The organism is Streptococcus mitis (assembly GCF_023110375.1).
GTDB lineage: Bacteria > Bacillota > Bacilli > Lactobacillales > Streptococcaceae > Streptococcus > Streptococcus mitis_CI.
Map to the genome: position 1 here is coordinate 22,796 of NZ_JALDVV010000007.1, position 19,436 is coordinate 42,231.

The window sequence follows — 19,436 nt, forward strand, 5'->3', positions numbered from 1 at the left end:
AAAAGACTAGAAAATAGGTGGGCTAGTGAGCTGAAAAGCCCTAGCCCAATCTTGTAAAAGAAGGGAGAAGGAGAATGGTTAAAGAACGTAATTTAACTCGCTGGATATTTGTTTTGCCAGCTATGATTATCGTAGGATTACTCTTTGTTTATCCGTTTTTCTCGAGTATTTTTTATAGCTTTACCAATAAGCATTTGATTATGCCTAATTATAAATTTGTTGGTTTAGCTAACTATAAAGCTGTGCTATCAGATCCCAACTTCTTTAATGCGTTCTTTAATTCAATTAAGTGGACCGTTTTCTCATTAGTTGGTCAAGTTTTAGTAGGGTTTGTATTGGCTTTAGCTCTTCACAGAGTACGCCACTTCAAGAAATTATATAGGACCTTATTGATTGTTCCTTGGGCATTTCCTACCATCGTTATTGCTTTTTCTTGGCAGTGGATCCTAAACGGGGTTTATGGCTACTTACCTAATCTAATCGTAAAATTAGGTTTAATGGAACATACGCCTGCATTTTTGACAGATAGTACATGGGCATTCCTATGTTTGGTGTTTATCAACATTTGGTTTGGAGCGCCGATGATTATGGTTAATGTACTTTCAGCTTTGCAAACAGTACCCGAAGAACAATTTGAGGCTGCTAAGATAGATGGTGCTTCAAGTTGGCAAGTTTTCAAATTTATCGTCTTTCCACATATTAAAGTGGTTGTAGGGCTTCTAGTTGTTTTGAGAACTGTATGGATCTTTAATAACTTTGACATTATCTACCTAATTACAGGTGGTGGACCAGCCAATGCTACAACGACGCTTCCAATTTTTGCCTACAACCTAGGTTGGGGAACTAAATTGTTGGGTCGTGCTTCAGCAGTTACAGTATTGCTCTTTATCTTCTTGGTGGCAATTTGCTTTATCTACTTTGCTATCATCAGTAAGTGGGAAAAGGAGGGTAGAAAATAATGAAGAAGAAATCCGGTATTTATTTAGATATTCTCTCACATGTACTCTTGATTGGTGCGACCATCGTTGCAATTTTCCCATTGGTATGGATTATCATATCTTCTGTCAAAGGTAAAGGGGAATTAACTCAGTATCCAACACGATTTTGGCCTGAACAATTTACATTGGATTATTTCACTCATGTTATCAATGATTTGCACTTTATTGATAACATTCGAAACAGTTTAATCATTGCCTTAGCTACAACTGTTATTGCGATTATTATTTCTGCTATGGCAGCCTATGGTATTGTTCGATTCTTCCCTAAATTGGGAGCAATCATGTCAAGACTACTTGTCATTACCTACATTTTTCCACCAATTTTGCTAGCAATTCCCTATTCAATAGCCATTGCTAAAGTTGGATTAACAAATAGTTTATTTGGCTTGATGATGGTTTATCTATCTTTTAGTGTTCCATATGCGGTTTGGCTTTTAGTTGGATTTTTCCAAACAGTTCCAATTGGAATTGAAGAAGCAGCTAGAATTGATGGTGCAAATAAATTTGTTACTTTTTATAAAGTTGTGCTACCGATTGTAGCACCAGGTATTGTAGCAACAGCTATTTATACATTTATCAATGCTTGGAATGAATTCTTGTATGCTTTGATTTTGATTAACAATACAGGAAAGATGACAGTAGCAGTAGCCCTTCGTTCACTTAATGGTTCAGAAATTTTAGACTGGGGAGATATGATGGCTGCATCTGTTATTGTAGTTCTTCCATCGATTATTTTCTTCTCTATCATCCAAAATAAAATTGCAAGTGGATTATCAGAAGGATCTGTAAAATAAGTTAAAATTAGAAAGTTTATTCAATAATAAAGGAGAAAAACATGGTTAAATATGGTGTTGTTGGAACAGGATATTTTGGAGCTGAGTTAGCTCGTTATATGCAAAAGAATGATGGAGCAGAGATTACTCTTCTCTATGATCCAGATAATGCAGAGGCAATTGCAGAAGAATTGGGAGCAAAAGTAGCAAGCTCCTTAGATGAGTTGGTTTCTAGCGATGAAGTAGATTGTGTTATTGTCGCAACTCCAAATAATCTTCATAAAGAACCAGTTATTAAGGCCGCACAACATGGTAAAAATGTTTTCTGTGAAAAACCAATTGCGCTTTCTTATCAAGATTGTCGCGAGATGGTAGATGCATGTAAAGAAAACAATGTAACCTTTATGGCAGGACATATTATGAACTTCTTTAATGGTGTCCATCATGCAAAAGAACTCATTAATCAAGGAGTCATCGGAGACGTTCTATACTGTCACACAGCTCGTAATGGTTGGGAAGAACAACAACCATCAGTATCATGGAAAAAAATCCGTGAAAAATCAGGTGGTCACTTGTATCACCACATCCATGAATTGGATTGCGTGCAATTTCTTATGGGTGGTATGCCTGAAACTGTAACCATGACAGGTGGAAATGTAGCCCATGAAGGTGAAAATTTCGGTGATGAAGATGATATGATTTTTGTCAATATGGAATTTTCTAATAAGCGTTTTGCCTTGTTAGAATGGGGTTCAGCTTATCGTTGGGGTGAACATTATGTCTTAATTCAAGGAACAAAAGGTGCTATCCGCTTAGATTTATTCAACTGTAAAGGAACTCTTAAGCTAGATGGACAAGAAAGTTATTTCTTGATTCATGAATCGCAAGAAGAAGATGATGATCGGACTCGTATCTATCATAGTACAGAGATGGACGGAGCAATTGCTTATGGCAAACCAGGTAAACGTACTCCATTATGGTTATCATCTGTCATTGACAAAGAAATGCGCTATCTGCATGAGATTATGCAAGGAGCCCCAGTATCAGAAGAATTTGCAAAATTGTTGACAGGTGAAGCTGCTCTAGAAGCGATTGCTACTGCAGATGCTTGTACCCAATCTATGTTCGAAGATCGTAAAGTAAAATTGTCAGAAATTGTAAAATAAATATAATTTAAAGGGGATGAAAAATTTATTTTCTCCCCTCATTTCGGAAATAAGTTAGGAGAAAATCTATGTCAGATTTAAAAAAATACGAAGGTGTCATTCCAGCCTTCTACGCATGTTATGATGATCAAGGAGAAGTAAGTCCAGAGCGTACGCGTGCCTTGGTTCAATACTTCATTGATAAAGGTGTTCAAGGTCTTTATGTCAATGGTTCTTCTGGTGAATGTATCTACCAAAGTGTTGAAGACCGCAAGTTAATCTTGGAAGAAGTCATGGCAGTTGCCAAAGGGAAGTTGACTATTATTGCTCACGTAGCTTGCAATAATACTAAAGATAGTATGGAACTTGCTCGCCACGCTGAAAGCTTAGGAGTAGATGCTATTGCAACGATTCCACCGATTTATTTCCGCTTGCCAGAATACTCAGTTGCTAAATACTGGAATGATATCAGTTCTGCAGCTCCAAACACAGACTACGTGATTTATAACATTCCTCAATTGGCAGGGGTTGCTTTGACTCCAAGCCTCTATACTGAAATGTTGAAAAATCCTCGTGTTATCGGTGTGAAGAACTCTTCTATGCCAGTTCAAGATATCCAAACCTTTGTGAGCCTTGGTGGGGAAGACCATATCGTCTTTAACGGTCCAGATGAACAGTTCCTAGGTGGCCGCCTTATGGGTGCTAAGGCTGGTATCGGTGGTACTTATGGTGCTATGCCAGAACTCTTCTTGAAACTCAACCAATTGATTGCTGACAAAGACTTGGAAACAGCGCGTGAATTGCAATACGCTATCAATGCAATCATTGGCAAATTGACTGCTGCACATGGAAATATGTATGGTGTGATTAAGGAAGTTTTGAAAATCAATGAAGGTTTGAATATTGGTTCTGTTCGTTCACCATTGACACCAGTGACTGAAGAAGATCGTCCAGTTGTAGAAGCAGCTGCAGCCTTGATTCGTGAAACCAAGGAGCGCTTCCTCTAATTCATAAGGAGGTATTTATGACATACTACGTTGCAATTGATATCGGTGGAACCAACATCAAATATGGTTTGATCGACCAAGAAGGCCAACTTGTTGAATCGTATGAAATGCCAACAGAGGCGCATAAAGGTGGACCTCATATCTTACAAAAGACCAAAGATATTGTAGCCAGCTATTTAGAAAAAGGCTCAGTAGCAGGTGTTGCCATTTCTTCTGCTGGGATGGTGGATCCAGACAAGGGTGAAATTTTCTATGCTGGGCCTCAAATCCCTAACTACGCAGGCACCCAGTTCAAAAAGGAAATCGAGACTAGCTTTAATATTCCTTGTGAGATTGAAAATGATGTCAACTGTGCAGGTCTTGCTGAAGCGGTATCTGGTTCAGGCAAGGGAGCGAGTGTCACCCTTTGCTTGACTATTGGAACAGGTATCGGTGGTTGCTTGATTATGGATGGGAAAGTCTTCCATGGATTTAGCAATTCAGCCTGCGAAGTTGGTTATATGCATATGCAGGATGGAGCGTTCCAGGATCTCGCTTCTACCACAGCTTTGGTTGAGTATGTAGCTAAGGCTCATGGTGAGGAAGTGGAACACTGGAATGGTCGACGCATTTTCAAGGAGGCTACTGAAGGAAACAAGATCTGTATGGCTGGCATTGACCGCATGGTAGACTATCTAGGAAAAGGTCTGGCAAATATTTGCTATGTGGCCAATCCAGAAGTAGTCATTCTTGGTGGCGGTATTATGGGGCAAGAGGCTATTCTCAAGCCTAAAATTCGAAAAGCTTTGAAAGATGCTTTGGTACCAAGTCTGGCTGATAAGACGAGATTAGAATTTGCTCATCATCAAAATACAGCAGGTATGTTGGGAGCTTATTATCATTTTAAAACAAAACAATCCTAGTTTGGTTCAACCAAACTAGGATTTTCTAATCAAGTTCCCTTGACTTTCTTTATAATTGTGAGATAATAAATAAAATATATAAAGGAGTTATATAAAATGGCTATAGCAAATTCAAGTAAAATTGTGACCTTCCAAGCTAATAGAGAATTGGTAAATGATGCTATGGAAGTGTTAAAAGAACAAAATCTCTCCCTTTCATCAGCACTTAGATTATTTTTAAAGAATGTTGCCGTAACAAATGAAGTAGATTTACTGAGTGAAGAGGAATTAGAGAAGGAGTATTTGTTTAGACAATTACAAGCAGAAGTTCAAGAAAGTTATGCCAAGATTGAGGCTGGAAATTACTTGACAGATGAGGATGTCGTGACACGCTATGGATTATAAAAAATATCGGATTTTGTATTCTCCTAAAGTGATTGATAGTCTGGATAAAATATATCAGTATATAGCAGAGGAAATCGGTTCTGTAGAGGCTGCGAGACGAAAAGTGGCGAGTATTAGAAAAGATATTAATCGGCTAGAAATTTTCCCCCAAGCTGGATTTGATGCCGATGAAAAATTTGGTAAGAAATTAGACCCTCGCTACCAAACGCGAGGGTTGACCTTGAGTAAGGATTACATCGTATTATATACAATTGTTGAGGATACCGTCAGACTTGCTTATTTACTCCCTTCAAAAAGTGATTACATGAAATTATTCAAGACTAAGTCAAGATATGACTAATTCATAATCTTGAATAGGTATGTTTGGTGATGAATAAAAATCCTAGTTTGGTTTAACTAAACTAGGATTTTCTTACACGTTTTTGTCTACGATAGCCATTGAGTTTTTTATTTTCCCAATAGCTGTTAAAGATTTTCTCCTTGCTTTCACGATTGATTTCTAAAAAGTAGGCATAAATCAAATCGATAAAGAAGAGCATAGGAAGTTGAGCGGATATACGTTGGATGTAAGAAGACTGGCTGTGGGTGGCTACAAGAACAGTCTCCGTATAGGTCTGACTATCTTTATTGGGAACACTTGTAAAGAGTACAGTCTTTGCTCCCATCTCCTTAGCGTCTAATAGACTATCTAAAATAGAAGGGGTTGTGCCAGAAAGAGAGAAACCGAGTACGAGACAATTCTCATCCATAATACTGGTTGTCCAAGCAAAACCGTCTTGGTCAGTCAAGGCCTCACAGACCACACCTAGACGCATGAAGCGTAATTTCATTTCACGAGCTACGAGGCCAGAACTCCCTGTTCCGAAGAAGTAGACACGCTCAGCATCTTCGATTAACTGGGCAATTCGTTCTAGTTGGACTTCGTCAATCAAGTCCTGTGTTTGCTCCCGCATACTGCTATAACTTCTAAGGACTCGTTTTGTCAGTGGACTGTGTTTGTGAGAATGGGTGTCTTGTTTCTCTGCTTGGTGTTGGTATTGGAAAATAAATTCTCGATAACCTGTAAAGCCACACTTTTTAGCAAAGCGGGTCAAAGCAGCCTGAGAAATATGTAATTTTTGAGTGACTTGCTGGGATGATAAATCATCTGCAATGGTTTCAGATTGTAAAAAATAGCGAGCGATTTCTTGCTCTAAATCTGTCATTTCTTCGAAGTGGGAATCAATGATGGTTGCTATATCTGGTTTGTCCATAGAAAGGCTCCTTTAAATGAGTCGTATTGGAAAAAGACTGGGTCATCGAACTTTTACATTCATTATAACATATAATATAGGGATGAATAAATAAAAACGTATCTTACTGTAAAAACGAAAAAAAGCTTCTTTCTTTTCCATAATTTTCTGCTCAAATTGTGGTACAATTAAGAGTAAGATTTTAAGTTAGAAATGAGACTGATTTGTATGAGAAAATTTAACAGCCATTCGATTCCGATTCGGCTTAATTTATTGTTTTCAATCGTCATTTTACTCTTTATGACCATTATTGGTCGTTTGTTGTATATGCAGGTTTTGAACAAGGATTTTTACGAAAAAAAGCTAGCCTCAGCTAGTCAGACCAAGGTCACAACCAGTTCTGCCCGTGGGGAAATTTATGATGCTAGTGGAAAACCTTTGGTAGAAAATACGTTAAAGCAGGTTGTTTCCTTTACGCGTAGCAATAAAATGACGGCTACAGACTTAAAAGAAATAGCTAAAAAGTTACTGACTTATGTGAGCATCAGTTCGCCAAACTTGACAGAACGCCAGCTGGCAGATTACTATTTGGCTGATCCTGAAATCTATAAAAAAACAGTGGAGGCTCTCCCAAGTGAGAAACGCTTGGATTCTGATGGCAATCAATTATCTGAATCCGAGCTTTACAATAATACTGTTGAAAGTATCGATCCAAGTCAATTGACCTACTCTGATGACGAAAAGAAAGAAATTTACCTCTTTAGCCAACTTAATGCAGTTGAAAATTTTGCGACAGGAACCATTGCGACAGATTCCTTGACAGATACTCAGATTGCATTGATAGCTTCGGCCTCTAAGAATTTACCTGGTATCAGTATTTCAACTTCGTGGGATCGAAAGGTCCTAGAGACTTCACTTTCATCTATAGTAGGAAGTGTATCCAGTGAAAAAGCCGGTCTTCCAGCTGAAGAAGCAGATGCTTATATCAAAAAGGGTTATTCTCTAAATGACCGTGTTGGAACCTCTTATCTAGAAAAACAATATGAAGAAACCTTGCAAGGAAAACGCTCTGTGAAAGAAATCCAGCTAGACAAGTATGGCAATATGGAAAGTGTCGAAAATATCGAAGATGGTACCAAAGGGAATAATATTAAACTGACTATTGATTTGGCCTTCCAAGATAGTGTGGACAATCTGCTTAAGAGTTATTTCAATTCCGAACTGGGAAATGGAGGAGCCAAGTATTCAGAAGGTGTGTATGCAGTTGCCCTCAACCCAAAAACAGGTGCGGTTTTGTCTATGTCAGGACTCAAACATGACTTGAAAACGGGAGATTTAACACCTGATTCCTTGGGAACAGTAACCAATGTCTTTGTCCCGGGTTCTGTTGTCAAGGCGGCGACCATCAGCTCAGGTTGGGAAAATGGAGTCTTGTCAGGGAACCAGACCTTGACAGACCAACCGATTGTCTTCCAAGGTTCAGCTCCAATTAATTCTTGGTATACTCAAGCTTACGGTTCATTCCCGATTACAGCTGTGGAAGCCTTGGAGTATTCTTCTAATACCTATATGGTTCAAACGGCTTTGGGCATTATGGGTCAGACCTATCAACCCAATATGTTTGTTTTAACTAACAATTTAGAATCCGCTATGGGGAAACTTCGTTCGACATTTGCTGAATATGGTCTTGGAGCCTCAACAGGCATTGACCTTCCAGATGAGTCAACCGGTTTTATACCAAAAGAGTATAATTTTGCTAATTACATTACCAATGCATTTGGTCAGTTTGATAACTACACCCCAATGCAATTGGCCCAGTACGTTGGAACTATTGCCAACAACGGTGTTCGGATTGCACCTCACATTGTCGAGGGAATTTATGGAAACAACGAACAAGGTGGCTTAGGGAACTTAATCCAATCTGTTGAAACCAAGGAAATGAATAAAATTAATATTTCTGAGTCTGATGTTTCCATCCTCCAACAAGGATTTTATCAAGTTTCACATGGTGGTAGTGCTTTGACAACAGGTCGTGCCTTTTCAAACGGCGCAGCGGTATCCATTAGTGGTAAAACAGGTACTGCCGAAAGTTATGTTGAGGGAGGTCAAAAAGCCAACAATACCAATGCTGTGGCCTATGCACCATCAGATAATCCTCAAATCGCTGTAGCTGTTGTCTTCCCTCATAACACCAACCTTACAAATGGTGTCGGACCTTCCATTGCGCGCGATATTATCAACCTCTATAACCAACATCATCCAATGAATTAGAAAGGAACATATGCTTTATCCAACACCTATTGCCAAGCTAATTGACAGTTATTCGAAGTTACCGGGTATCGGGATTAAGACGGCTACCCGTCTGGCCTTCTATACTATTGGAATGTCTGATGACGATGTCAATGAATTTGCTAAAAATCTCCTTTCTGCTAAGAGAGAGCTGACCTACTGTTCCATCTGCGGTCGCCTGACTGATGACGATCCTTGCTCTATCTGTACCGATCCGACTCGTGACCAGACAACGATTTTAGTTCTCGAAGATAGTCGCGATGTGGCAGCCATGGAGAATATTCAAGAATACCATGGACTCTATCATGTCTTACATGGACTCATTTCTCCCATGAATGGTATCAGTCCAGATGATATCAATCTTAAGAGTCTTATGACTCGTCTGATGGATAGTGAAGTTTCAGAGGTAATCGTAGCAACAAATGCTACAGCAGATGGTGAAGCGACATCTATGTATCTTTCACGTTTGCTCAAGCCAGCTGGTATCAAGGTTACGCGTCTAGCACGAGGTCTCGCTGTCGGAGCGGACATTGAGTATGCGGATGAAGTGACACTCTTACGAGCCATTGAAAATCGAACAGAGTTGTAAGTCTAGACAAATTAACACACTCAATTCATTTATACAAAAATCACGGAGATCGACAGTTGTTTTATCGGTCTCTTTTTAGATTTATTGAAGACCAGTATCAGGTTCAAGTTTCAAAAAAGAAGCAAATATGATATACTAAAGAACGAGTATTCTATTAGAATTGGAACAAATAATATGAAACAAACGATTATTCTTTTATACGGTGGGCGTAGTGCAGAGCGTGAAGTCTCTGTCCTTTCAGCTGAAAGTGTCATGCGTGCGGTAAACTACGACCGTTTCACAGTCAAGACTTTCTTTATCAGTCAGTCAGGTGACTTTATCAAAACGCAAGAATTTAGCCAGACTCCAGGTCAAGAGGATCGTCTCATGACCAATGCGACTATTGACTGGGACAAGAAAATAGCGGCAAGTGCCATCTACGAAGAAGGTGCAGTAGTCTTTCCAGTTCTTCACGGTCCGATGGGAGAAGATGGCTCAGTTCAAGGATTCTTGGAAGTTTTGAAAATGCCTTATGTTGGTTGTAACATATTGTCATCTAGCCTTGCCATGGACAAAATCACGACCAAGCGTGTGTTAGAATCTGTCGGGATTGCCCAAGTTCCTTATGTGGCCATTGTCGAAGGTGATGATGTGACTGCTAAAATTGCCGAAGTTGAAGAAAAATTGACTTATCCAGTCTTCACAAAACCATCAAACATGGGGTCAAGTGTCGGTATTTCTAAGTCTGAAAATCAAGAGGAACTCCGTCAAGCTTTGAAACTTGCCTTCCAATATGACAGCCGTGTCTTGGTAGAGCAAGGGGTAAATGCTCGTGAAATCGAGGTTGGTCTCTTGGGAAACTACGATGTCAAGAGTACGCTACCAGGAGAAGTAGTCAAGGATGTTGCTTTTTATGACTACGATGCCAAGTATATTGACAACAAGATTACCATGGATATCCCAGCTAAAATCAGTGATGATGTGATAGCTGTCATGCGTCAGTATGCAGAAACAGCCTTCCGTGCCATTGGTGGCCTCGGTCTCTCTCGTTGCGATTTCTTCTATACAGACAAGGGAGAGATTTTCCTAAACGAGCTCAATACCATGCCAGGTTTCACCCAGTGGTCTATGTACCCACTACTTTGGGACAATATGGGAATCAGCTACCCAGAACTAATCGAGCGTTTGGTTGAACTTGCTAAGGAAAGTTTTGACAAGCGCGAAGCACATTTGCTATAAAAATGAAAGAGAGGGTAGGAGCCAGAACTATCACTGCAAGGTGACTAGAGTTCTCGGGCTTCGACCCTTTTTAAAGGAGTAGAAATGAAATTAACAATCCATGAAGTTGCCCAAGTTGTCGGAGCTAAAAATGATGTCAGCATCTTTGATGATGCTCAGTTGGAAAATGCTGAGTTTGATAGTCGTTTGATTGCGGCAGGAGATTTATTTGTCCCCCTCAAAGGTGCGCGTGACGGTCATGACTTTATCGAAACAGCCTTTGAAAATGGTGCGACAGCAACCCTGTCTGAGAAAGAAATCGCAAATCATCCCTACATTCTAGTAGATGATGTCTTGACTGCCTTTCAAAAACTAGCTGCCTACTATCTTGAAAAAACGGCAGTTGATGTTTTTGCTGTCACAGGTTCAAATGGTAAAACAACGACCAAGGATATGTTAGCTCACTTGCTGTCAACAACCTACAAAACCTACAAAACACAAGGAAACTACAATAACGAGATTGGCCTTCCTTACACAGTTCTCCATATGCCTGAAGGAACAGAAAAGTTGGTATTGGAGATGGGGCAGGATCACTTGGGAGATATCCATCTCTTGTCTGAATTGGCTCGTCCAAAAACAGCCATCGTGACCTTGGTTGGAGAAGCCCATTTGGCTTTTTTCAAAGACCGTTCTGAGATTGCTAAAGGAAAAATGCAAATTGCAGACGGGATGGCACCTGGTTCCTTGCTTTTAGTACCAGCTGACCCTATTATAGAGGATTACTTGCCAACTGATAAAAAGGTAGTTCGTTTTGGGCAAGGGGCAGAGTTGGAAATTACCGACTTGATTGAGCGTAAGGATAGCTTGACCTTTAAATCCAATTTCTTGGAGCAAGCCCTTGATTTGCCAGTAACTGGCAAGTACAATGCCACCAATGCTATGATTGCATCCTATGTTGCCCTACAAGAAGGAGTTTCAGAGGAGCAAATTCATCAGGCCTTCCAAAATCTTGAATTGACGCGTAATCGTACCGAGTGGAAGAAAGCAGCCAATGGAGCAGATATCTTGTCAGATGTTTACAATGCCAATCCAACTGCTATGAAACTGATTTTAGAGACTTTCTCTGCCATTCCAGCCAATGAAGGTGGCAAGAAAATTGCAGTTTTGGCGGATATGAAGGAACTGGGCGACCAGTCTATTCAGCTTCATAATCAGATGATCTTGAGCCTTTCTCCAGATGTGCTTGATACCGTTATTTTCTATGGAGAAGACATTGCTGAATTAGCCCAATTGGCCAGTCAAATGTTCCCAATTGGCCACGTTTACTACTTCAAGAAAACAGAAGACCAAGACCAATTTGAAGACCTAGTTAAGCAGGTTAAAGAAAGCCTTGGAGCTAATGATCAAATCCTGCTCAAAGGCTCTAACTCTATGAATCTAGCCAAGCTGGTAGAAAGTTTAGAAAATGAAACCAAGTGATTTTGTTAAGTATCTGCAAAGAATGATTGCCCTTACAGATACTGGCTTAACCTTTACAAAAGATCCTTTTGACCGTGAGCGCTACGAGGACTTGCGAAGTCTGTTATCTGAAATGTTGAATCAGGGATCAGACCTGGATGCAGAAGAAGTAGCAGAAGTCTTGAAACCAACTTCAGCTTATGCGACTCCCTTAATGGACGTCCGTGCTTGGATTGTTGAGGATGAGAAGATTTGTCTGGTTAGGGGATAAGGAGAGGATAGTTGGGCTTTGCCAGGTGGCTTTGGTGAAGTCGGCTATTCTCCAACAGAAAATATTCTCAAGGAAATTGAAGAAGAAACCGGTTTTGAAGCTAAAGTAGAAAGACTACTAGCTGTTTTTGATACAAATCGTTTCCAACTACAGAGCAAGCAATATGCAAAGTTTGTTTTTGAATGTAAGCTTCTTGATGGACAATTCCAAGAAAATCAAGAAATTGCTGACCTTCAATTTTTTGCCATTGACCAACTGCCAGCCTTATCTGAAAAACGCATTACCAAGGAGCAAATAGAGCTTCTTTGGCAGGTTTATCAAGGTCAGAGGGAGCAATATCTTGACTAAGAAGATGATTATCGTATTTCTAAATTCATTTTTCTCAAGTAGCATGGTATAATAAAATGCAGGAAAATTTTGAATCATGAGGAAGACTAGATGAATTTATGGGATATTTTCTTTACGACCCAAGCAACAGAGCCACCCAAATTTGACCTTTTTTGGTATGTCAGTATATTTACACTCTTGGCTTTGACCTTTTATACAGCCTATCGTTATCGTGAAAAGAAGGCTTATCAACGATTTTTCCAAATCTTGCAGGCAGTTCAGTTAATCCTTCTTTATGGATGGTACGGGGTTAATCATATGCCATTGTCAGAAAGCTTACCCTTTTACCATTGCCGTATGGCTATGTTTGTGGTGCTTTTGCTTCCTGGTCAGTCCAAATATCGGCAGTATTTTGCATTACTAGGAACATTTGGGACATTAGCAGCCTTTGTTTATCCAGTGCCAGATCCTTATCCATTCCCGCATATTGCGATTTTATCCTTTATCTTTGGCCACTTAGCTCTCTTGGGGAACTCTCTAGTTTATCTATTGAGACAGTATAACGCGCGATTGCTGGATGTGAAGGGAATTTTTCTCATGACCTTTGCACTAAATGCCTTGATTTTTGTGGTCAATTTAGTAACAGGTGGAGATTACGGATTCTTGACAAAACCACCATTGGTTGGAGACCATGGCTTAGTAGCTAATTATTTAATAGTTTCCCTGGCCTTATCAGCAGCGATTACGTTAACAAAGAAAATCTTGGAACTATTTTTAGAACAAGAAGCAGAAAAAATGATTGCAAAGAAAGCTTAGAAATGAGCTTTCTTTTTTTCATAAATCTGATTTTTTATAACTTGTTTGGAAAATAAAAAAATTTGATGAGCGAATGTGAAAAAATGGTAAGTAAATTTAGGAAAAACTAAGCACGATTGGATTTTTTGTGTTATAATATTCTGTGAATAGCTATGCCCTATTTTAGCTATATTGAATAGAAGTTTGAAACTTGGAAGAGAGAGGATGCGATGTAATGGCTAGAGATGGTTTTTTTACAGGCTTAGATATCGGAACTAATTCGATTAAAGTATTGGTTGCCGAGCTTAGAAATGGTGAACTTAATGTAATTGGTGTAAGTAATGCCAAGAGTAAAGGTGTAAAGGATGGGATTATCGTTGATATTGAAGCAGCAGCAACTGCTATCAAGTCAGCTATTTCCCAAGCAGAAGAGAAAGCTGGCATTTCAATTAAATCAGTGAATGTTGGCTTGCCTGGAAATCTTTTGCAGGTAGAACCAACTCAAGGAATGATTCCAGTTACATCTGATACAAAAGAAATTACAGACCAAGATGTCGAAAATGTTGTCAAATCAGCTTTGACAAAGAGTATGACACCAGATCGTGAAGTCATTACTTTTATTCCAGAAGAATTTATCGTAGATGGTTTCCAAGGTATTCGTGACCCGCGTGGCATGATGGGTGTTCGTCTTGAAATGCGTGGTTTGCTTTACACAGGTCCACGTACTATTCTTCACAATTTACGTAAGACAGTTGAGCGCTCAGGTGTTCAAGTTGAAAATATTATTATTTCACCATTGGCTTTGGTTCGTTCAGTCTTGAACGAAGGAGAACGTGAATTTGGAGCTACTGTGATTGATATGGGAGCAGGTCAAACAACTGTTGCTACAATCCGTAACCAAGAACTCCAGTTTACAAATATTCTTCAAGAAGGTGGAGATTATGTCACAAAAGATATCTCTAAAGTCTTGAAGACTTCACAAAAACTAGCTGAAGGATTGAAATTGAACTATGGTGAAGCCTACCCTTCACTTGCAAGCAATGAAACCTTCCAAGTTGAAGTAATTGGTGAAGTGGAACCTGTAGAAGTTACAGAAAGCTACCTAGCAGAGATTATTTCAGCCCGCATTAAGCACATTTTTGAACAAATCAAACAAGAGTTGGAAAGAAGACATTTGTTGGATCTTCCAGGTGGGATTGTTCTGATTGGTGGAAATGCTATTTTACCAGGTATTGTAGAACTTGCACAGGAAGTCTTTGGCATTGGTGTCAAACTTTACGTTCCAAATCAAGTTGGAATCCGTAACCCTGCTTTTGCTCATGTGATTAGCTTGTCTGAATTTGCTGGTCAATTGACTGAAGTGCATTTGTTAGCACAAAGAGCAGTTAAGGGTGAAGATACTTTGCGTCACCAACCTATTAATTTTGGTGGGATGATTCAACGTGTTACTCAGGTAGCACAACCGACCCCTATTCAACCAGTTCAAAATACTGAGGTAGAGCAATCAGCTTCTACGAACGTAGTTGCTCTGAAAGAAGATAAAGTATCTTCTCAAAATAAACCAAAAATCGCAGATCGTTTCCGTGGCTTAATCGGAAGCATGTTTGATGAATAAAAGAGGAAAAATAAACTATGACATTTTCATTTGATACAGCAGCAGCTCAAGGTGCAGTTATTAAAGTAATCGGTGTTGGTGGAGGTGGCGGTAACGCCATTAACCGCATGGTTGACGAAGGTGTTGCAGGCGTAGAATTTATCGCAGCAAACACAGATGTACAAGCTTTGAGTAGTACAAAAGCTGAGACTGTAATTCAGTTAGGCCCTAAATTGACTCGTGGTTTGGGTGCTGGCGGTCGACCTGAAGTTGGTCAAAAGGCAGCTGAAGAAAGCGAAGAAGCCTTGACTCAAGCTATTACTGGAGCAGATATGGTTTTCATTACTGCAGGTATGGGAGGCGGCTCAGGTACTGGTGCTGCTCCTGTTATTGCCCGCATTGCTAAAGATTTAGGTGCTCTTACAGTTGGTGTTGTGACACGTCCTTTCGGTTTCGAAGGAAGTAAACGTGGTCAGTATGCTGTAGAAGGAATCAATCAACTTCGTGAGCATGTGGATACTCTATTGATTATTTCAAACAACAACTTGCTTGAAATTGTTGATAAGAAAACTCCACTTCTTGAAGCTCTTAGCGAAGCAGATAACGTACTTCGCCAAGGTGTTCAAGGAATTACGGACTTGATCACAAATCCTGGTTTGATTAACCTTGATTTTGCCGATGTGAAAACAGTTATGGCAAATAAAGGGAACGCCCTAATGGGTATCGGTATCGGTAGTGGTGAAGAACGTGTGGTAGAAGCTGCTCGTAAGGCAATCTACTCACCACTTCTTGAAACAACTATTGACGGTGCTGAGGATGTTATCGTCAACGTTACTGGTGGTCTTGACTTGACTTTGATTGAAGCAGAAGAAGCTTCAGAAATTGTCAACCAAGCAGCTGGTCAAGGAGTGAACATCTGGCTCGGAACATCAATCGATGAAAACATGAAAGATGAAATCCGTGTTACAGTCGTTGCAACTGGTGTTCGCCAAGATCGTGTTGAAAAAGTTGTTGGTCATGCACCAAGACAAGCTGTTCGTCATGAGCAAGCAAGTCCTAGCCATGCACACAATCATAATCGTCACTTTGATATGGCTGAAACTGCAGAAATTCCAAGTCCAGCACCTCGTCGTACAGAAACTTCTCAATCTTCAGCATTTGGTGATTGGGATCTGCGTCGTGAGACAATTGTTCGACCAACTGATTCAGTGGTATCACCAGTTGAACGTTTCGAAGCGCCATCTTTACACGATGAGGATGAATTAGACACTCCTCCATTTTTCAAAAATCGTTAAGTAAATGAATTTGAAAGAAAATACAGAACGTGTTTTTCAACAAATAAAAGATGCAAGTCAGCAGTCAGGAAGAGAAGCCAATTCTGTTTCGGTTGTTGCTGTTACAAAATATGTAGACGTACCGACAGCGGAGGCTTTGCTTCCGCTAGGTGTGCATCATATTGGTGAAAATCGTGTGGATAAATTTCTTGAGAAATATGAAGCTTTAAAAGATAGAAATATTACCTGGCATTTGATTGGAACCTTGCAAAGACGCAAGGTCAAAGATGTCATTCAGTATGTTGATTATTTCCACGCTTTGGATTCATTAAAGCTAGCAGAGGAAATTCAAAAAAGAAGTGACCGAGTTGTTAAGTGTTTCTTACAAGTAAATATCTCAAGGGAAGAGAGCAAACATGGTTTTTCAAGAGAAGAACTATTGGAGCTCTTACCAGAATTGGCCACCTTAGATAAAATTGAATATGTCGGCTTGATGACCATGGCTCCTTTTGAAGCTAGTAGTGATGAGTTGAAAGAAATTTTTAAAGCTACGCAGGATTTGCAACTAGAAATTAGAGAAAAACAAATTCCCAATATGCCAATGACGGACTTGAGTATGGGTATGAGTCGTGACTACAAGGAAGCGATTGAATTTGGCTCAACATTTGTCAGAATTGGTACAGCATTTTTTAAATAGGAAAGAAATATGTCTTTAAAAGATAGATTTGATAAATTTATAGATTATTTTACAGAAGATGGAGAAGATGTTGGTAATTCATATCAGCCTAAAGCTGAAGAGCCGATTGTGACTCCAGTCCCTTCTGTTCAAGAGTTGCCTCAACAAGCTGGTAGCACGCCATCAAAAGATAAAAACATCACTCGTCTTCATGCCCGTCAACAAGAGTTGGCTATGCAAAGTCAACGTTCTACTGATAAGGTGACAATTGATGTTCGTTATCCACGTAAATACGAAGATGCCACAGTTATTGTTGATTTATTAGCTGGTAACGAAAGTATTTTGATTGATTTCCAATATATGACAGAAGTTCAAGCACGTCGTTGTTTGGACTATCTGGATGGGGCGCGCCATGTTTTAGCTGGTAACATGAAAAAGGTAGCATCTACTATGTACCTGCTGACACCAGTTGATGTTGTTGTCAATATTGAAGACATCAAAATTCCAGATGAATCACAAAATGGTGAATTTGGCTTTGATATGAAACGTACGAGAGTGAGATAATGATCTTTCTCATTCGTTTTGTTCAAAATGCAGTGGATATCTATTCACTGATTTTAATCGTGTTTGCTCTGATGTCTTGGTTTCCTAATGCTTATGAATCACGTCTTGGACGCTTGATTATTAGTTTAGTGAGACCGATAATAGCTCCCTTGCAACGTTTACCCCTCCAGATTGCAGGTCTTGACTTGTCTGTCTGGATTGCGGTATTACTAGTTCACTTCCTAGGGGAACAGTTGATTCGACTTTTAGTGATCTTTCTATGAACAAGATGATTTATCAACACTTTTCTAAGAATGATTCGTCTTTTATTGATAAGGGAGTAGAATGGATAAAAAAGGTAGAAGATTCTTATTCTCCTTTTTTATCACCTTTTGTAAATCCCCATCAAGAAAAGATTTTAAAGGTGCTAGCATCAACCAACGGCATCTCCTACATGAGCAGTCGGCAGTTTCTTGAAACTGAATATGTACGGGTTCTTCTGTATCCTGATTATTTTGAGCCGGAATTCTCTGATTTTGAACTTTCCTTGCAAGAAATTGTCTATCCTAATAAGTTTGAACGCCTAACGCATGCAAAAATATTAGGAACTGTTTTAAATCAGCTAGGAATTGATAGGAAGCTATTTGGTGATATCTTAGTCAACGAAGAGAGAGCACAGATTATCATTAATCGACAGTTTATGCTCCTTTTTCAAGACGGCATTACGAAAATTGCTCGTTTACCGGTTCGTCTAGAAGAACGGGATTTTACTGAGAAAATTGCTACAGTAGAAGATTATCAAGAATTAGATATTTGTATTGCTAGTTCTAGATTAGATGTTTTTCTGGCAGGTGTCTTCAAGCTGTCTAGAAATCAGGCAAGTCAGTTAATTGAAAAACAGGCAGTCCAAGTTAATTACCATTTAGTTGAAAAATCAGATTATGCAGTTCAAGTTGGTGATCTGATTAGTGTAAGGAAATTTGGTCGATTGAAACTCGTTAGAGATAATGGGCAAACAAAAAAAGATAAAAAGAAATTAACGGTCCAATTGTTATTAAGTAAGTGAGGAAAAATATGCCAATTACATCGTTAGAAATCAAAGATAAAACCTTTAGTACACGCTTCAGAGGTTTTGATCAAGAAGAAGTAGATGAGTTTTTAGATATTGTAGTCCGTGATTATGAAGATTTGGTTCGCTCTAATCATGATAAGGATTTACAAATTAAGAGTTTGGAAGAGCGTTTGTCTTACTTTGATGAGATGAAAGATTCATTGAGTCAATCTGTATTGATTGCACAAGATACAGCAGAGCGAGTAAAACAAGCTGCAACGGAACGTTCAAACAATATTATCCAACAAGCAGAGCAAGATGCACAACGTTTGTTGGAAGAAGCTAAGTACAAGGCAAATGAAATTCTTCGTCAAGCAACTGACAATGCCAAGAAGGTTGCTGTTGAAACAGAAGAATTGAAAAACAAGAGTCGTGTCTTCCATCAACGTCTTAAATCTACAATTGAGAGCCAGTTAGCAATTGTTGAATCTTCAGATTGGGAAGATATTCTTCGCCCAACAGCGACTTATCTTCAGACAAGTGATGAAGCTTTCAAAGAAGTGGTCAGCGAAGTCTTAGGTGACTCTGTCTTGCAACAACATCCAGAGGAAGAACCAATTGATATTACTCGCCAGTTTTCTCCCGAGGAAATGGCTGAGTTGCAAGCGCGTATCGAAGCGGCTAATAAGGAACTTGCAGAAGCCGAAGCAAGAGCTGAGCAAGAACAAGTGGTTTCACCAGCTCCGGTTGTTGAAGAAAGTCCAGCTCATCCAGTTGGTCCAATGTATGAAGAGCCAGAAGTAGCTCCAAGCCATTATTCAGGACCAACACCAGCTACTGAAGCTGTAAACTCAGAACCAGGTTTTGCGGCACCGCAAGAATCTGTTACAATTTTATAAGAAATAATCTGAGAACAATATCTTATCCTTAT

The 19,436-nt window shown here is 39.4% G+C and carries 20 protein-coding genes and 1 pseudogene; 20 read left to right on the forward strand and 1 reads right to left on the reverse strand.

Going from position 1 to position 19,436, the window contains the following annotated elements; genetic code table 11:
* Window positions 1–74: 74 nt before the first annotated feature.
* From M1G12_RS05970 to M1G12_RS06000, 7 genes are all read left to right on the forward strand, one after another.
* Window positions 75–959, forward strand: a complete 885-nt coding sequence (locus tag M1G12_RS05970; protein WP_000237988.1) for a carbohydrate ABC transporter permease — start codon at window positions 75–77, stop codon at window positions 957–959.
* Window positions 959–1,792: a carbohydrate ABC transporter permease gene (locus M1G12_RS05975; RefSeq protein WP_000730332.1), complete on the forward strand. Its 834-nt coding sequence runs from the start codon at window positions 959–961 to the stop codon at window positions 1,790–1,792. The genes M1G12_RS05970 and M1G12_RS05975 overlap by 1 nt, the downstream gene beginning before the upstream one ends.
* Before the next feature lie 41 nt (window positions 1,793–1,833).
* Window positions 1,834–2,937, forward strand: a complete 1,104-nt coding sequence (locus M1G12_RS05980; RefSeq protein WP_000241736.1) for a Gfo/Idh/MocA family protein — start codon at window positions 1,834–1,836, stop codon at window positions 2,935–2,937.
* Window positions 2,938–3,005: 68 nt separating this feature from the next.
* Window positions 3,006–3,923: a dihydrodipicolinate synthase family protein gene (locus M1G12_RS05985; protein ID WP_001281495.1), complete on the forward strand. Its 918-nt coding sequence runs from the start codon at window positions 3,006–3,008 to the stop codon at window positions 3,921–3,923.
* Between the two features lie 17 nt (window positions 3,924–3,940).
* Complete coding sequence (locus tag M1G12_RS05990; protein WP_247949555.1) at window positions 3,941–4,825, forward strand: ROK family protein; 885 nt, start codon at window positions 3,941–3,943, stop codon at window positions 4,823–4,825.
* 96 nt (window positions 4,826–4,921) lie between these two features.
* Window positions 4,922–5,209, forward strand: a complete 288-nt coding sequence (gene relB, locus M1G12_RS05995) for a type II toxin-antitoxin system RelB/ParD family antitoxin (protein ID WP_000951987.1) — start codon at window positions 4,922–4,924, stop codon at window positions 5,207–5,209.
* Window positions 5,199–5,549 (forward strand): type II toxin-antitoxin system RelE/ParE family toxin, encoded by a 351-nt coding sequence (locus tag M1G12_RS06000; protein WP_033684864.1) that lies wholly within the window; start codon window positions 5,199–5,201, stop codon window positions 5,547–5,549. The genes relB and M1G12_RS06000 overlap by 11 nt, the downstream gene beginning before the upstream one ends.
* Before the next feature lie 61 nt (window positions 5,550–5,610).
* On the opposite strand, the gene M1G12_RS06005 is transcribed toward M1G12_RS06000, so the two are convergent.
* Complete coding sequence (locus M1G12_RS06005; protein ID WP_247949556.1) at window positions 5,611–6,462, reverse strand: MurR/RpiR family transcriptional regulator; 852 nt, start codon at window positions 6,460–6,462, stop codon at window positions 5,611–5,613.
* A 192-nt stretch (window positions 6,463–6,654) separates the two neighbouring features.
* Between M1G12_RS06005 and pbp2b the strand changes: the two genes are divergently transcribed.
* From pbp2b to M1G12_RS06070, 13 genes and pseudogenes are all read left to right on the forward strand, one after another.
* On the forward strand, window positions 6,655–8,712 hold the full coding sequence (gene pbp2b / locus M1G12_RS06010) for a penicillin-binding protein PBP2B (protein WP_247949557.1): 2,058 nt from the start codon (window positions 6,655–6,657) through the stop codon (window positions 8,710–8,712).
* Window positions 8,713–8,722: 10 nt separating this feature from the next.
* Window positions 8,723–9,319: a recombination mediator RecR gene (recR, locus tag M1G12_RS06015; RefSeq protein WP_000966754.1), complete on the forward strand. Its 597-nt coding sequence runs from the start codon at window positions 8,723–8,725 to the stop codon at window positions 9,317–9,319.
* Window positions 9,320–9,493: 174 nt separating this feature from the next.
* Window positions 9,494–10,537, forward strand: coding sequence for a D-alanine--D-alanine ligase (locus M1G12_RS06020; RefSeq protein WP_247949558.1), 1,044 nt, complete (start codon window positions 9,494–9,496; stop codon window positions 10,535–10,537).
* Between the two features lie 84 nt (window positions 10,538–10,621).
* On the forward strand, window positions 10,622–11,995 hold the full coding sequence (locus tag M1G12_RS06025; protein ID WP_247949559.1) for a UDP-N-acetylmuramoyl-tripeptide--D-alanyl-D-alanine ligase: 1,374 nt from the start codon (window positions 10,622–10,624) through the stop codon (window positions 11,993–11,995).
* Window positions 11,982–12,593: pseudogene (locus tag M1G12_RS06030) on the forward strand (NUDIX hydrolase N-terminal domain-containing protein). Before M1G12_RS06025 ends, M1G12_RS06030 begins: the two are co-directional and overlap by 14 nt.
* 90 nt (window positions 12,594–12,683) lie before the next feature.
* Window positions 12,684–13,388, forward strand: a complete 705-nt coding sequence (locus tag M1G12_RS06035; protein ID WP_049551303.1) for a YwaF family protein — start codon at window positions 12,684–12,686, stop codon at window positions 13,386–13,388.
* A gap of 214 nt (window positions 13,389–13,602) precedes the next feature.
* Window positions 13,603–14,982, forward strand: coding sequence for a cell division protein FtsA (ftsA, locus tag M1G12_RS06040; RefSeq protein WP_247949560.1), 1,380 nt, complete (start codon window positions 13,603–13,605; stop codon window positions 14,980–14,982).
* Between the two features lie 17 nt (window positions 14,983–14,999).
* Window positions 15,000–16,256 carry a cell division protein FtsZ gene (ftsZ, locus tag M1G12_RS06045; protein WP_247942492.1) on the forward strand — a complete coding sequence of 419 codons (1,257 nt, stop codon included), beginning with the start codon at window positions 15,000–15,002 and terminating at the stop codon, window positions 16,254–16,256.
* A 4-nt stretch (window positions 16,257–16,260) separates the two neighbouring features.
* A complete protein-coding gene (locus M1G12_RS06050) occupies window positions 16,261–16,932 on the forward strand; it encodes a YggS family pyridoxal phosphate-dependent enzyme (RefSeq protein ID WP_004261850.1) in 672 nt (223 codons plus the stop codon).
* 9 nt (window positions 16,933–16,941) lie between these two features.
* Window positions 16,942–17,475, forward strand: coding sequence for a cell division protein SepF (locus M1G12_RS06055; protein ID WP_247949561.1), 534 nt, complete (start codon window positions 16,942–16,944; stop codon window positions 17,473–17,475).
* On the forward strand, window positions 17,475–17,738 hold the full coding sequence (locus M1G12_RS06060) for a YggT family protein (protein WP_247949562.1): 264 nt from the start codon (window positions 17,475–17,477) through the stop codon (window positions 17,736–17,738). The genes M1G12_RS06055 and M1G12_RS06060 overlap by 1 nt, the downstream gene beginning before the upstream one ends.
* Window positions 17,735–18,520, forward strand: a complete 786-nt coding sequence (locus M1G12_RS06065) for a YlmH family RNA-binding protein (RefSeq protein WP_247942496.1) — start codon at window positions 17,735–17,737, stop codon at window positions 18,518–18,520. Before M1G12_RS06060 ends, M1G12_RS06065 begins: the two co-directional genes overlap by 4 nt.
* Before the next feature lie 8 nt (window positions 18,521–18,528).
* Window positions 18,529–19,404: a DivIVA domain-containing protein gene (locus M1G12_RS06070; RefSeq protein ID WP_049544857.1), complete on the forward strand. Its 876-nt coding sequence runs from the start codon at window positions 18,529–18,531 to the stop codon at window positions 19,402–19,404.
* The last annotated feature ends 32 nt before the right edge of the window (window positions 19,405–19,436 follow it).